The sequence below is a fragment of the Paenibacillus pectinilyticus genome, assembly GCF_001700435.1.
GTDB lineage: Bacteria > Bacillota > Bacilli > Paenibacillales > NBRC-103111 > Paenibacillus_E > Paenibacillus_E pectinilyticus.
The window spans coordinates 363,024-376,458 of record NZ_LYPC01000027.1 but is presented as its reverse complement, the minus strand read 5'-3'; the positions used below and the strand labels follow the sequence as shown (position 1 = coordinate 376,458).

Genomic DNA, 13,435 nt, shown 5'->3' with positions numbered 1-13,435 from the left:
CATCTTCTGGGGGGATCAGTTATGGAGCTGCAAAGAGGTATTGGGTTTGTCAAAAGAAGGGTTAGTTTCAAGTTTAGTCTATTTACCAAAATGAACGGTCTTATTCTCATTTTGTTCATCCCGATCATTCTTGTATTTACCTATTCCAACCGAATCGCGTTTGATGTTATCGGCAAGGAGCTTCAAGTTTCTAACATCAAACAACTCTCTTTCTTGTCCAGTCAAATTGATTCGCGGATCAATCAGATGATGGACTTTGTCATGACTTTTTCCAAAGATCCGAATGTTCAGAAGTTTAATGGGTTGAATATCTGGGAAGATCGCTATGATCGCATGCAGACGAGATATGTGGTCCAGGAAAAGATGGTGCTGCAGTCCGGTATAATGAACATTTGGCCAGTCAAATACACGGTGTATTCCCAACAGAACAAGGAAACCATTTCGAATGCGACGAAAACATTCGCGTATGATGAGGAGTATTTGAAAAGGAATATGACTGGAAAATGGACCTATGGTGATGGAGACGTCGTGGCTCCAGGCACGCCGCAATCCTTTTATTGGTTCTATACGGATTCATTCGGTCAACAAAACACGCTTAACGGAAGCAATTTGGTCGTTGAGGCCAGCTTTGGTCACGAAAATATTCAAAATATGCTGGACACCTATAAAGAAGGCGGTCAAGGAGATCCTTTCTTTTATCACAAAGGCGAGACTCCGATCCTTAACCGCAGTGCGTCGAAGCAGCTTTCGGATGACTTGATCCGTTATTTGGACGGCCAGTCTCTGAAAGATACGATGCAGCAGGTCGTTCGATTAGAAAATAAAAATTATTTGGTTAGTGCGGTGAAATCTCCCCTCTTGGATTGGCATCTGGTTGATATTGTTCCACTCGACCAAATATTAGGCCCCATCTCGTTTAGTCGTAATTTATTTTATTTGGCGATGGTTCTCCTATTTGTTGTTGGTATTTCTGCTTCTGTATTGCTATACCGGAATGTCCAACGTCCGATCAGAAAGCTGATTCGCGGATTACAGAGTGTGCAACGGGGGGATTTCTCGGTAAGGATCAACCCCAATGTAAACAACGAGTTTTCTTTTCTCTTCTATCGGTTTAATGATATGTCTCAGCAAATTCAGAGCTTAATCGAAAACGTACTGAATGAGAAACTTCGGGCTCGGGACGCGATTTTGAAACAATTACAGGCTCAAATTAATCCGCATTTTCTTTATAACTGCCTCGGCTACATTGTGAATATGGCCCAGATGAAGAACGAAGAAGCTGTCGTGTCCATGGCTTATAATCTAAGCGCCTATTACCGGTACACGACCCGCATGGAGCGGCAAACGGCTAGTCTGGATGAAGAAATAAAATTGATTATCAACTATCTGGACATTCAGAAGCTGCGTAACGGCCGAATCTATTACACAATCGATATCCCACCTGACATGCTGAATCAACAAGTTCCGCGCTTAATGCTGCAGCCCATCGTGGAAAATGCCGTCATTCATGGCGTAGGCAAATCGTATTCATCGGGTGAAATTCGAATAAGCGGCGAGATGGCGAACGGCTGCTGCCGGATTTACATCGATGACGATGGTCCAGGCATGGCGGAGGATCAGCAAGAGGCCCTAAATCGTAAGCTGCGCGAGCCGCTGCAGGAGCAAATGGGCTGCGGCCTTTGGAATACCAATCAGCGTATCATCCATCAATTCGGCGGTCTTTCCCATCTTCATTTTACAAAATCACATCTAGGCGGTTTCCGAACTGAAATAGTTTGGGAGATCAACTCTGGGGAAGAACATCGCCATCATCCATTCATTCAAGGAGACAAATAACCATGCAGATGATCATAGTAGACGATGAAGCACATTGGGTAGACAACCTTGCTATGCACAAACCTTGGCACACACTAGGGATCGAACAGGTTCACAAAGCGTATTCAGCACATGAGGCTCTTCAAATCCTTGAGACGCACCCTATCGATATTGTCTTATCGGATATCCTGATGCCCGAAATGACAGGCATAGAGTTGATAGAACGCATTCGTATGTTTGACAAAAAAATAAAATGCATTATTTTATCCGGTCATTCTGACTTTGAATTTACGAAAGAGGCCGTTCGGAACCAAGCGGTAGACTACCTCTTGAAACCACCGACTGACAATGAATTATTCGGAGCTGTCAAAGCAGCTATCGATCAGTTGAATACCGAATGGGAAAGCATCAGCTCCAATGAGCGCACTCAGTTCACCCTTCGTGAGAATTTACCTTATCTGCGTGGTCAGCTGCTACTTGACGCCTTGCGGGGTTATCGCATGCCCACTGATGAATGGAGCCGGAAGCTGGAGAGTTACGGGTTACCTTTCTACGAGGGCGACTGTGCCCTTGTCCTCGTGCGAATGGAAGAAGAATTCGAACAATATTCCAACAATGGTCAACAGTTGATGGAATATGCCATCATCAATATGGCCGAAGAGATTATTGGCGAATATGCAGAGGTCTGGGGGGTGAAGGAGGAGCATGGCTATCTTGCCTTTCTGCTTCAGCTCAAGGGGGATCTTTCTCTCCCCGGCAAAGATACGATGCTAGAAAAGCTGGCTATGCAGCTTCAGTATAAAGTGAAACAGTTCTTAAAAGGATCACTGTCGATCGTCATCACGGATTTGTTCCAGTTCCCCAATCAGTTACCGGACAACTACAGGAAAGCATCGGCCTATTTCCGACAAATTGTCGGTGACGAGCGAGAATTTGTTCTTCGCGTCAGTGAATTAGAGACGAACATTTCAGAGGGAACCTTGGACGCCATCCAGCTCCCTCCTACATTGATTCATTTACTGGAGGCTGGGCGCTGGGAAGCCGCTGAAGAGAAACTGGCAAGCATATTTACGGAGTTGGAGCAGAGATGGTCCGAATCTTGGGAGCACTGTATGGAGGCTGGATTTGTAATCGCTTCTTCCTTCACTCATCTTACCCATCGAAATGGCTATACGCTGACCAAGTTATTAGGACCAGATATTGAACCTTTGCAGAACGGAGATGCATTCACCTCCATCAGTAAACTTCGAAAGTGGTCGCTGGGCGTACTGAGTAAGCTCAAAGAAAATACATCGAATGAAGTCAAAGATATTCGTTCCCTATATGTGAAAAAAGTACAGGATTTTGCAGAGAAAAACCTGCATCTTGACGTATCGCTCCGTGCGCTCGCCGACCATGTGAACCTGCACCCGACACATCTATCTAAAATTTATAAGATTGAAACCGGCCAAGGCATCAGCGATTACATGATCTCTCTCCGCATGGAACGTGCCAGCCATTTGCTAAAAACAACGGACAAAAAAGTATATGAAATTAGCATGGACGTCGGTTATTTGGATCCCGCCTATTTTATTAAAGTGTTTAAAAAACAATTCACTGTTACACCGCAAGAATATAGAGACGGCATCTAATTGCCTAACAAAGTCTTACGGAAACTAAGATTATCATATAGATACCATCCCCAATAAGTTGGTAGAGTTAGCATGTAGTTATTTTACACCGCAGGGGGAGATCACCAATGAGTAAATTCAAAAAACCATGGATGCTGCTCACAGTCACAGCACTTATGCTTGTTACAGCATGTACTGGAAAATCTGGGGAGAACGCACAGCCATCCAATTCCGCTTCAAACGAGTCCGCATCGTCTGATGCTGCATTCAAGAAAGGCAAATACGATCCGCCGATTGAGATTAGCACTGTATTAATGCCTAAGAAATATGTGAAAGGCGATACGAAAGAAAATAATGTTCATGACCGTTGGATGCTGGAACAATTCGGTATCAAGCATAAAGACACTTGGTATCCTGCAGGCGCGGATCAATATAAGCAAAAGCTTCAACTTGCGATTGCTTCCGGCGAGAAGTTGCCTGATTTCGTATTCGTACCGACTGATCCTGTTCTGACCAACCAACTGATTGATTCCGGTCAGTTCGTGCCCATTGATGCCCTATTTGAGAAGTACGCCAATAAAATATGGAAAGACCATACGATTCAGCATCCAGAATTGTGGTACCCTTTCACTCGGAATGGCAAGAAGTATAACCTGCCGATTCTTGAATATACCGACAACGACGATACCATGTTATGGCTGCGGGAAGATTGGATGGAAAAGCTGCATCTTTCAGCTCCCAAGACAATTGCAGATTTAGAAAACGTAATGGACAAATTCAAGAATCAGAACCCGGACGGGCTTGCTGCTAAGGATGTCTATCCGCTCGCGATTTCATTGAAGAACAATACGAACACTTGGATGGGCGGACTTGATTGGCTGTTCGGAGCTTATGGCTCTGTTGAGGAGCAATGGAACAAAGATGCAAGTGGCAATCTTGAATATGGTTCTGTTAATCCAGGAGCCAAGAAAGCACTTGCCAAATTGCAAGAATGGATGAACAAAGGCTATATACATCCGGATGCCGCTTTGTGGGACGAGGGGAAATCAGCTGAGATCTGGACCAAAGGAAATGCAGGGGTTCTGCCTGGCGCTAACTGGGTTCCTGACTGGCCAGCTCCGGATTTGTTAAAGAACGTAAAAGGCTCGAAATATAAAGCTTATCCGGTTCCTACTGGTCCAGACGGACTTGCGGGTACGAAGTGGCAAAACAGCGGTGTGAACAGCTCCTTTATGATTAATAAAGATGCCAAACACCCAGAAGCATTCTTCCTATACTACAACTACATGCTTGATAACCTGGCTAACCCGCAAACCGGCAGCAAGTTCGAATATGGCTTTGCACAAGGCTACGACTGGGATATCATAGATGGCAAACCGACTAGTGATAAAGAGAAAATCAAGGACTTCTCCAATGAGTTCAGCTTCATAACCGGACCTGCACGTATTCCAGATCTGTACTTCAAATCGCTGGTTAAGCTTGCTGAAGGTAAGAAGCCTGAAACTCCATACGAGAAGCAGCTCGCTGATTTCCGCAAACCAGAAAACTGGGATGCTGCGAAAGTCGTGATGTCCCAAATGGACATCCGCAAACAGAACTATTTCACTGGTGCAGCAACGCCTACGATGATATCGAAATGGAATCTTTTGCGCCAATCCGAGCTTGAAACCTTCAACAAAATCATTTATGGCAAGCTGCCAGTCAATGCGTTTGACGAATTCGTCGCCAGCTGGAAGGCGAATGGCGGGGATCAAACAACGAAGGAAGTTAACGAGTGGTTCTTGTCTGTGTCCAAAAAATAGAATGTAAATATGGAGCTAGGCGACTTTACGCGCCTAGCTCTTTTTAGGTTCCCTTATTAGACATCACAATTTCCCAAAATTCAAATCCTTAAACTCGATTTTGCTGCAAAAGGCGAAGTGCTTTATACTTCGCTTTTCTTCCTCAGGAAGCTTCGCCAATTCGGGATTACCTTGCAGGCTGCCAAGCCCCGACTGGTCCTGATCGATCCAACGATTCATGATTTCCCGGATGATTTCGTCAAGGCTCTGATCGTGCCCGGATCGGTTTTTATGCATGACAGGTATCCACTTTTTACCGAATTTCACATGCGAGCGTTCATCAATAATATCAATTTCCGCTGTCATACCCGATAGAATGTCCCCCTTCTCATAGTAGGTTTCCATGGATTTCTTCTTCCTCGTGAAGGAACATGTCTCCCCCACCATCGAAAGCTCCGAATAATAATTTTCCAGCTCATGAATCGCATCATCCCCATACGGTATGGCAAATTCACTCGTGTCAAAGCCCATTTGCTGTAGACGGCGCACCCCCATTTGATGATGGCGAGTCTCATCCCAAATATGGCGGCTAAAGTCGCAATAGAATTCGAATGGCATATCGGAAAGCCCGAAAAATACGTAGCACATCGGATCGACGACTTGAATTTCGGTCATATAATGCCACATGAAAATTTTTAAATTATCCGCAACTTCTACAGGCGGGATGAATTCATCTGTCGTCTTCACGTTATTTGGCTTCGCTCGTTTACGAGGTGCAGGACCTAATGGTTCGGTAATCGGGAACAATGGCGCAACCCCTCCAAACGTTTCCTGCTTCTCATCCACGCCACCTGCATACAGGAGTGACGCACGCACATATGTTCGGAATCGATTTACACTTTGCAGAAGCTCCAGTTGCTTAACAGCTTCATGGACGATCAGTCTCGCCCATTCGTTATGTTTGCGTTTCTTTGGGATAATGTCCTGAAGAAGCTCGATCGTAGGCGCATCGAAAATAGGGTCCAACGCTTCCTGTAACCGTTCATAAGCATCCATCATAGACCGGTTGAATTCTAGGAACCACCCTGCCATAAAGGCCATAAACGTATCTGCGCGCGAAATATTTTGTATAAGTGCTTCCAGCGCGGCAGACGGAATGGTCACCTTACTGTTACCTGCCAATTCCTCCTTACGACTGCGTAGCTGTTCAGCGAAAGTCATTTGATGCCACATGATATGGGTCATCTCGCATTTCCATGCCAGTTCAGGTGCAGCAGGAACCCATCCAGCGATAATTCGCGAAGAGGCCCACTCCAGAAAAACAAGTCGATTCAATGATTGAACCTGATCTGCGACCCTCATCCAATAGCCACCTAACTGATTCTGAAACGATTCGGATTGAAAGGTTTCAATGGGGAATGATTGTGTCATTGTCAAATCCTCTCTTCCATGTGAGAATAAAGAAATCGTTGCTTTTTCTTTCATTGTAAGGGGTTTCAATAATACAGTCTTGGTCTATTCTGTGAGGTTATGAGGTGATTCTGCGAAGTGGATACGAAAGCACTATTCTATACGGATGCCATGTGGTTAGAAAGCACAGAATTCCCCTTTTACACCGCGCGTTATACCTTCTCACCCGGTGAGGTCATTCCGCTGCACGCACATCAGTTCGTCGAATTCGTCTATGTATCGGAAGGTGTCGGACGTCACACGTATCGAGGGCAGTCGTTTGATATTTCGAAAGGTGATGTTTTCGTAATCGAACCTTATGTTCCACATGCTTATGAGGCAAGTGATGGCACTTTGGTCGTCTACAATATTCTATTTCAATCATCTGTCCTTGAATCAGAGATTCGAGCGTTGTCCAAAGAAGCTTCCTTCCTAGATTTTTATTATATGGAGCCGTTCTTCCGCAACTATGCTGGTTTTCAGACTAGGTTACAATTACATCAACATGAGCACATGGAAATCGTCTTGCATCTAGATCGACTCCTGCAAGAATTTCAACATAAAGCGATGGGCTATCGCATTATCATAAAAAATCGTTTAATCGAGCTATTCATAGACTTAAGCCGCCGCTATGCGAGCTACACGCATCCATCTTGGCCCCCCTTGCAAGACTTCGGCGCCTTGTTCGAGGATATGGCCAAATTTATCTCGCTTCACTACGCAAGTCCATTACAACTGGAGCAAATGAGCTCACTTAGCGGGATGAGTCTTTCAACATTTTCGGTGAAATTCAAGCAGCATTTCGGAAAAACGTTCGTCGAGTATCGAAACGCGATTCGCATACAAGTCGCTCAAGATCTACTTATCCGCACAGATAGCAAAATTGCTGCAATTGCGGAACAGGTCGGATTTGAAGACCTGAGCTTCTTTAACAAGCTTTTCAAACGGATTACAAAACAATCCCCCAAAGATTTCCGTGAGGGTAAATCGATTTCAAGAATAAGAACATCATGTTGAAGCAAACTAAGCTGTCTTACCAAACTAACCTAAGGGAGTGACGTTCATGCGCGAGGGATTAATTCCTGCTGTTCTTGGAACTGTTGTTTCTGCGTCTGGTGCTACCATGCTGAAAAGCAAGTATAAGCTTCTAGGTGTTGGTGTTCTTGGCTTTGGGGTTGCTCATGTCATTCTAGGAGCCATTGATTTAGTCGAGCATCGATAAATTTGGTGAGAACAAGGGAGGCACGCTGTGCCTCCTTCCCTATTTCCACTTTAAGAACCCTACAACTCCAATTTCAACCTGCTCATGAAGCTCTTCATCCACTTCGCTCCTTTTCTGTTGCCAATATGCACCCAACCGAGAGGCACGACACGATTTTCAGGGGTATCCACAGGTAAGAGGACGTAATCTTTATTGAATAAACGATCCTCGACAGTAAAGCTATAATCCAATCCTAAGGTAATGGCCAACTCTTCTTTCAAGGCACGTTTAATGGCTTCTGTATTATTGGTCGTGAACAGCACATCGGCGGGTCCGTATGTGAGAGCAATTTGATCCACAAACCAACGAACATAATCTTCCTGATATAAAACAAGTGGAACTGGAAGAATATCTGTGGGTTTGAGCGATTCCTGTAAGGCCAGCTTCCCATTTCTACTGACGCAGCAGACCATTCTAGCATCAACCAATTGATCAAAAATAAGATCAACTAAGCTTGGTTCCAGCTCCTCATACCTAACTATGAGCCCCAAATCAATGTGATTATGATGAATATCGTTCAGAATGTCCTGCGAACTTTTTTCGGAAATTTCAATTCGAACGTGCGGATAATCTTTTTTATAACTTGCAATCGTTTTAACTAATAAAGACATAGGACCAGGAATCGTAGCTATTCGTATTTCGCCTGTAATTGTGCTTGTAAAGCTCTGTGCCTCATCCTTGAGTTCCTGTACCTTATCCAGTACCTCAGCAGCCTTTTGAATAAGAACCCTTCCTTCGGGCGTTGGCACGGTACCTTGCCTAGAACGCGTAAATAATTTCACACCGAGCTCGGATTCCAAATTAGAAATAGACTGGCTTAACGCGGATAATGTCATATGCAAATGCTGAGATGCCGCGGAGAGTGAATTCATTTTCGCAACTTCCACCACATACGCCAACTGTTCCATATTCATCGCAGACAACCTTTAATTGAATTTAAGTAAGGCTAAGTTATCCTTAATTTAATCAGAAGGACATTAGACTTATACTAGATATGTAACGTTGTTGTTGCTGTTTAACTTGTCTGACCGATTACACTTTCATATCATAACTAAAGGCAGGGATTCCTATGCGATTTCAAAATAAAATAGTGATTGTTACCGGTGGCGCAAGCGGAATTGGTGAGGAAACAGCTCGATTATTTGCGGTTGAAGGCGCGAAGGTTGTCATTGCCGACTTCTCTGATCGAGGCTCAATCGTTTCGGAAGAACTCAATGCCCAGGGCCATGATTCGTTATTCGTGAAAACGGATGTGACCAAAGAGTCCGACGTCCAAACGATGATTCAAGAAACGGTTAAAGCTTATGGTAAGCTCGATATCCTATTTGCTAATGCAGGTATTGCCAACGATGCGCCCGCTCATAAATTATCCTATGAACTGTGGCAAAAAACGATTGATATCAATCTATCCGGCGTCTTCCTTTGTGACAAATATGCAATTGAACAAATGCTTCTCCAAGGCACTGGGGGCGCAATCGTGAACTGCGGTTCCATTCACAGCCATGTAGGTAAAAGCGGTGTAACAGCGTATGCTGCGGCCAAAGGCGGCGTAAAATTATTAACACAAAGCTTAGGTGTTACTTATGGGAAAGAAGGCATTCGCGTGAATGCCATTTGTCCTGGCTACATTGATACACCATTGATTGCAGGTCGTAATGAAGCTCTTAACGAGCACCTCATTAGTCTGCATCCTGTTGGCCGCCTAGGCAGACCTGATGAAGTCGCCAAAGCTGTACTTTTCCTTGCTAGCGATGACGCCTCGTTCATTACGGGGACAAGCCTCTTGGTAGACGGCGGATATACAGCTCAATAAGCAATTGCCTTTGATAACCCATAAAACCCCATGTCCTCGGACACGGGGTTTTCGTCAATCACTTCAACTTCTTTCGATCGCGATATTGTTTCGGCGTGACACCGGCATGTTTTTTGAATGACTTGATGAAGTGCGTCTGGTCATAGTAGTTCAATCGGGTCGCAATCGTGGAGACCGATTCACTTGTGAAATCCAGCAGTTTCTTAGCTTCTTCCATTTTTTCCTGTTGGATAAAGGTAGTGATCGTTATGCCTGTTTCCTTCTTGAAAAGAGAGGATAAATACGTTCCGTTCAAGCCTGTCTGTTCAGCCAGCTCCGCAATGGGCAGTGCTTCATACAGATGATTGTAAATATATTCGCGGCACTTCGCGATTGGCTTCGAAACAGCCCCTTTGCGGTTCTCGCTTACGCGCCCTGCAATATCCAAGAAGGCATCAATCATTGCCGTTTCTACCGCGCGAACATCCGTCAGATCTTCAATGTGTTGAATATACGTATCGCTTAAGCGGTACGCTAACTCCGTATATAGTCCACCCTCTATCGCCGCGCGAACGGCTACAGCAATCCCGCAGATAGCAATATTTTTGCGGCTTCTCAAATGACTCCGTTTGGAAAGCGTGCCCGCCTCCCCAATCGATCCCATGACAAACATATTCTTAAGTGCTGATTTATCCCCATTTTTAATATGCCGTAATAAGATTTGTTCAATCTCTGGACTCGTGTGAAGGCTAGCAAACTCTTTCATGTCGGACATTGAGAGCTCAATGGCTTCCTCCGAAACAAACCGTTGCCCCAACCGAAAATTAAGTTCAAGCACATCAGTCAGTTCTAACGCCTCTCGATTCACAATCCAATGCATCATCAACCCCATGTGAAATAATCGCTGTTTGGAAACAATCGTTAGACTATGTAAATAGTCAGCCCATATCGGCTGCAATTTCGTTGGAACCTCACTATCATTCATGAGATTTCGAATGGTCTCCTCTGCTACCCTATGATCAATCGTGGGGCCAACAACGAATGTCCCTATGCGTTTCCCTTCCGAATAAACAGGCTGCAAGACAAACTGTTCCAGAAACTCTGTTGTTTGGATAACTGGAAATGTCTTATCCCACGTTCGCTTAATCAGTTGTCGCAAATATTCGGGATTGTGTATCGCAGAAAAAGAAAGATGAACATCGCTTTCGATAAATTCTTTATCTTCTGTGACATCTTCACTCAACCAATAGACAGGTAGCAGCAAGCTTTCATAAATACTTTCGGCTAAAAAGGCAGGATTAAATTCCATCTATTGACTCCTAATAAATATACTGTTTTTCAAATAATCATACCATATTTACGAGAGAGTGATCATCTATAATGAGTGAGTAGCCAGAAATGAAAACGCTTCATATATCTAACATTTAACATTAGGGGGATTTCTAAAATGAATCGTGACATACACAAGATCGTTTCACAAATGACTTTAGAAGAAAAAGCTAATCTATGTTCCGGTTTAGATGTTTGGCATTTGAAGGGTGTTGAGCGTTTAGGTATTCCATCCATTATGGTTGCCAATGGCCCTAATGGTCTTAATAAACAAGCTGCTGCTGGTGAGGGCATTAATATGAATGCTGGCATTCCCTCCACTTGCTTTCCAACCGCTGCCGGGCTAGCGAGTACGTGGAACCGTGATTTGATCCGCGAAGTCGGGGTCGCACTTGGCGAGGTGTGCCAAGCTGAGAATGTGGCTGTATTGCTTGGACCTGGGGCCAACATTAAACGTTCACCACTGGGTGGACGTAACTTCGAATATTTTTCTGAGGATCCCTACCTTTCTTCTGAGATTGCTGCTAGTCATATCCAAGGCGTACAAAGTCAAGGTGTTGGTACTTCACTCAAGCATTTTGCAGCGAACAACCAAGAACATCACCGGATGTCCTATGATGCAATTATCGACGAGCGCACACTTCGCGAAATTTATTTAGCCAGCTTTGAAGGAGCGGTTAAAAAAGGTCAACCTTGGACATTGATGACCGCTTACAACAAAATTAACGGCAGTTATGCCTCCCAAAATGAGCATTTATTAGGCGACGTACTCCGCAATGAGTGGGGTTTTGAAGGCTTAATCGTCTCCGATTGGGGCGCGGTTGATCAAATCGTCGATTCCTTAGCTGGCGGTCTTGAGCTTGAAATGCCTGGAAATAGCCTCAGTGCGGGTAAAATCCTTCATGCTGTGAATCATGAGAAGTTGTCCGAGGACGTGCTTGATGTCGCGGTAGAACGGATGCTTCAACTTATTTTTATGCACCTAGATAACAAAAAAGAGAATGCTTCCTTCGATTCTGAGCAACATCACCAACTGGCACGTCGAGTAGCTAGCGAAAGTATGGTTCTTTTGAAAAATGAAGATGGCCTACTTCCGCTGGATAAAAACCGTAAAGTGGCGATTATCGGCGCGCTTGCAGAGAAGCCGAAATACCAAGGCAGCGGCAGTGCTTTTGTCGTGCCAACGCGGGTTGAGATTCCGCTTGATGAAATCAAGCAGCTTGCTGCAAATCCAAATTTTATCACGTATGCACCTGGGTATGCTTTAGATACAGAAGATGTCGACCAAGGTCTCGTCGAAGAAGCCAAGCTAGCTGCTCAATCTGCTGAGATAACCGTTATTTTCGCAGGGTTACCTGATGGATTCGAATCCGAATTGGCTGACCGCGCGCACTTGAAGCTGCCTGAAAACCAACGACAACTCATTGAAGCGGTTTCCTCTGTTCAGGGCAACGTCGTCGTCGTTTTGATGAACGGCTCCGCCTTAGAAATGCCTTGGGCCCCTTCTGTTGGCGCCATTGTTGAAACGTACTTAGCCGGCCAAGCTGTTGGCAGTGCAATCGCGCATGTCCTATTCGGTGAATCCAATCCAAGCGGCAAATTAGCAGAGACGTTCCCTTTGAAGTTGGAAGACAATCCTTCCTACCTGAACTTCCCTGGCGAAGGCGATCGCGTGGAATATAAGGAAGGTATCTTCGTAGGATATCGCTACTATGACAAGAAAAAAATGCAAACCCTTTTCCCATTCGGACACGGACTCAGTTATACAACCTTTGCTTATTCGAACCTGATTATCAGCCGCAGTGAATTGATGGATACAGAAACCGTTGATGTTCAAGTCACTCTCACCAATACCGGAACTCGTGCAGGGAAAGAAACCGTTCAACTGTATGTGAAAGACATCGAAAGCTCTGTCAGCAGACCCGACAAAGAATTGAAAGAGTTTGCGAAAGTTGAATTACAGCCAGGCGAACAGACGACAGTCTCATTTACACTCGATAAAAGAGCCTTCGCTTATTACAATGTCGCACTGAAGGATTGGCACGTTGAAAGCGGCGAATTCGAGATTATGATCGGTGGATCGTCCAGGGCGATTGCCTTGCAAGCTAAGCTTCAAGTGACTTCTACGGTAGCGGTTCCTCAAACATTTACACGCAACTCTTTACTTGGTGATCTTATGAGAAACCCAATTGCTGCACCGATGATGCAAGCACTTACGCAGAACTTCCAAGCTTCCATGGGGATCTCCGATGGGGACGAGAAAATGGCCAAGATCATGCAAGCCGCACTGGTTTCCATGCCACTCCGTAACTTAGTTACGTTCAGCCAAGGCGCTTTCTCAGACGAAATGGTTGAACATCTACTCCTCCAACTGAACGCACAAAACTAATCTTAGAAG

At 44.8% G+C, this 13,435-nt stretch carries 10 protein-coding genes; 7 read left to right on the top strand and 3 right to left on the bottom strand.

Annotated elements, in window-relative coordinates:
* Positions 1–21: 21 nt before the first annotated feature.
* From A8709_RS23355 to A8709_RS23345, 3 genes are all read left to right on the top strand, one after another.
* Entirely contained in the window at positions 22–1,836 is a 1,815-nt protein-coding gene (locus A8709_RS23355; protein WP_065855676.1) for a sensor histidine kinase, read from the top strand.
* A 2-nt stretch (positions 1,837–1,838) separates the two neighbouring features.
* Positions 1,839–3,446, top strand: coding sequence for a response regulator transcription factor (locus tag A8709_RS23350; protein WP_065855674.1), 1,608 nt, complete (start codon positions 1,839–1,841; stop codon positions 3,444–3,446).
* Positions 3,447–3,553: 107 nt separating this feature from the next.
* A complete protein-coding gene (locus A8709_RS23345; RefSeq protein ID WP_065855672.1) occupies positions 3,554–5,227 on the top strand; it encodes a type 2 periplasmic-binding domain-containing protein in 1,674 nt (557 codons plus the stop codon).
* 63 nt (positions 5,228–5,290) lie between these two features.
* Here the strand turns inward: A8709_RS23345 and A8709_RS23340 are convergent, their stop codons facing one another.
* A complete protein-coding gene (locus tag A8709_RS23340) occupies positions 5,291–6,637 on the bottom strand; it encodes a DUF455 family protein (RefSeq protein ID WP_065855670.1) in 1,347 nt (448 codons plus the stop codon).
* A gap of 117 nt (positions 6,638–6,754) precedes the next feature.
* On the opposite strand from A8709_RS23340, the gene A8709_RS23335 reads away from it, so the two are divergent.
* Together A8709_RS23335 and A8709_RS23330 are read left to right on the top strand one after the other, a co-directional pair.
* Entirely contained in the window at positions 6,755–7,672 is a 918-nt protein-coding gene (locus A8709_RS23335; RefSeq protein WP_065855668.1) for an AraC family transcriptional regulator, read from the top strand.
* Positions 7,673–7,718: 46 nt separating this feature from the next.
* Positions 7,719–7,877 carry a hypothetical protein gene (locus A8709_RS23330; RefSeq protein ID WP_056616564.1) on the top strand — a complete coding sequence of 53 codons (159 nt, stop codon included), beginning with the start codon at positions 7,719–7,721 and terminating at the stop codon, positions 7,875–7,877.
* A gap of 59 nt (positions 7,878–7,936) precedes the next feature.
* On the opposite strand, the gene A8709_RS23325 is transcribed toward A8709_RS23330, so the two are convergent.
* Positions 7,937–8,830 (bottom strand): LysR family transcriptional regulator, encoded by an 894-nt coding sequence (locus tag A8709_RS23325; protein ID WP_065855666.1) that lies wholly within the window; start codon positions 8,828–8,830, stop codon positions 7,937–7,939.
* A 155-nt stretch (positions 8,831–8,985) separates the two neighbouring features.
* Between A8709_RS23325 and A8709_RS23320 the strand changes: the two genes are divergently transcribed.
* Positions 8,986–9,729, top strand: a complete 744-nt coding sequence (locus A8709_RS23320; RefSeq protein WP_065855665.1) for an SDR family NAD(P)-dependent oxidoreductase — start codon at positions 8,986–8,988, stop codon at positions 9,727–9,729.
* Positions 9,730–9,787: 58 nt separating this feature from the next.
* On the opposite strand, the gene A8709_RS23315 is transcribed toward A8709_RS23320, so the two are convergent.
* Complete coding sequence (locus A8709_RS23315; RefSeq protein WP_065855663.1) at positions 9,788–11,017, bottom strand: helix-turn-helix domain-containing protein; 1,230 nt, start codon at positions 11,015–11,017, stop codon at positions 9,788–9,790.
* 138 nt (positions 11,018–11,155) lie between these two features.
* On the opposite strand from A8709_RS23315, the gene A8709_RS23310 reads away from it, so the two are divergent.
* Positions 11,156–13,426: a glycoside hydrolase family 3 C-terminal domain-containing protein gene (locus A8709_RS23310; RefSeq protein ID WP_065855661.1), complete on the top strand. Its 2,271-nt coding sequence runs from the start codon at positions 11,156–11,158 to the stop codon at positions 13,424–13,426.
* Positions 13,427–13,435: the final 9 nt, after the last annotated feature.

Excerpts from the sequence above, each read along its gene's own strand:
- A8709_RS23355 (WP_065855676.1), top strand. The coding sequence starts at position 22 with ATGGAGCTGCAAAGAGGTATTGGGTTTGTCAAAAGAAGGGTTAGTTTC.
- A8709_RS23350 (WP_065855674.1), top strand. The coding sequence starts at position 1,839 with ATGCAGATGATCATAGTAGACGATGAAGCACATTGGGTAGACAACCTT.
- A8709_RS23345 (WP_065855672.1), top strand. The coding sequence starts at position 3,554 with ATGAGTAAATTCAAAAAACCATGGATGCTGCTCACAGTCACAGCACTT.
- A8709_RS23340 (WP_065855670.1), bottom strand. The coding sequence starts at position 6,637 with ATGACACAATCATTCCCCATTGAAACCTTTCAATCCGAATCGTTTCAG.
- A8709_RS23330 (WP_056616564.1), top strand. The coding sequence starts at position 7,719 with ATGCGCGAGGGATTAATTCCTGCTGTTCTTGGAACTGTTGTTTCTGCG.
- A8709_RS23325 (WP_065855666.1), bottom strand. The coding sequence starts at position 8,830 with ATGAATATGGAACAGTTGGCGTATGTGGTGGAAGTTGCGAAAATGAAT.
- A8709_RS23320 (WP_065855665.1), top strand. The coding sequence starts at position 8,986 with ATGCGATTTCAAAATAAAATAGTGATTGTTACCGGTGGCGCAAGCGGA.
- A8709_RS23315 (WP_065855663.1), bottom strand. The coding sequence starts at position 11,017 with ATGGAATTTAATCCTGCCTTTTTAGCCGAAAGTATTTATGAAAGCTTG.
- A8709_RS23310 (WP_065855661.1), top strand. The coding sequence starts at position 11,156 with ATGAATCGTGACATACACAAGATCGTTTCACAAATGACTTTAGAAGAA.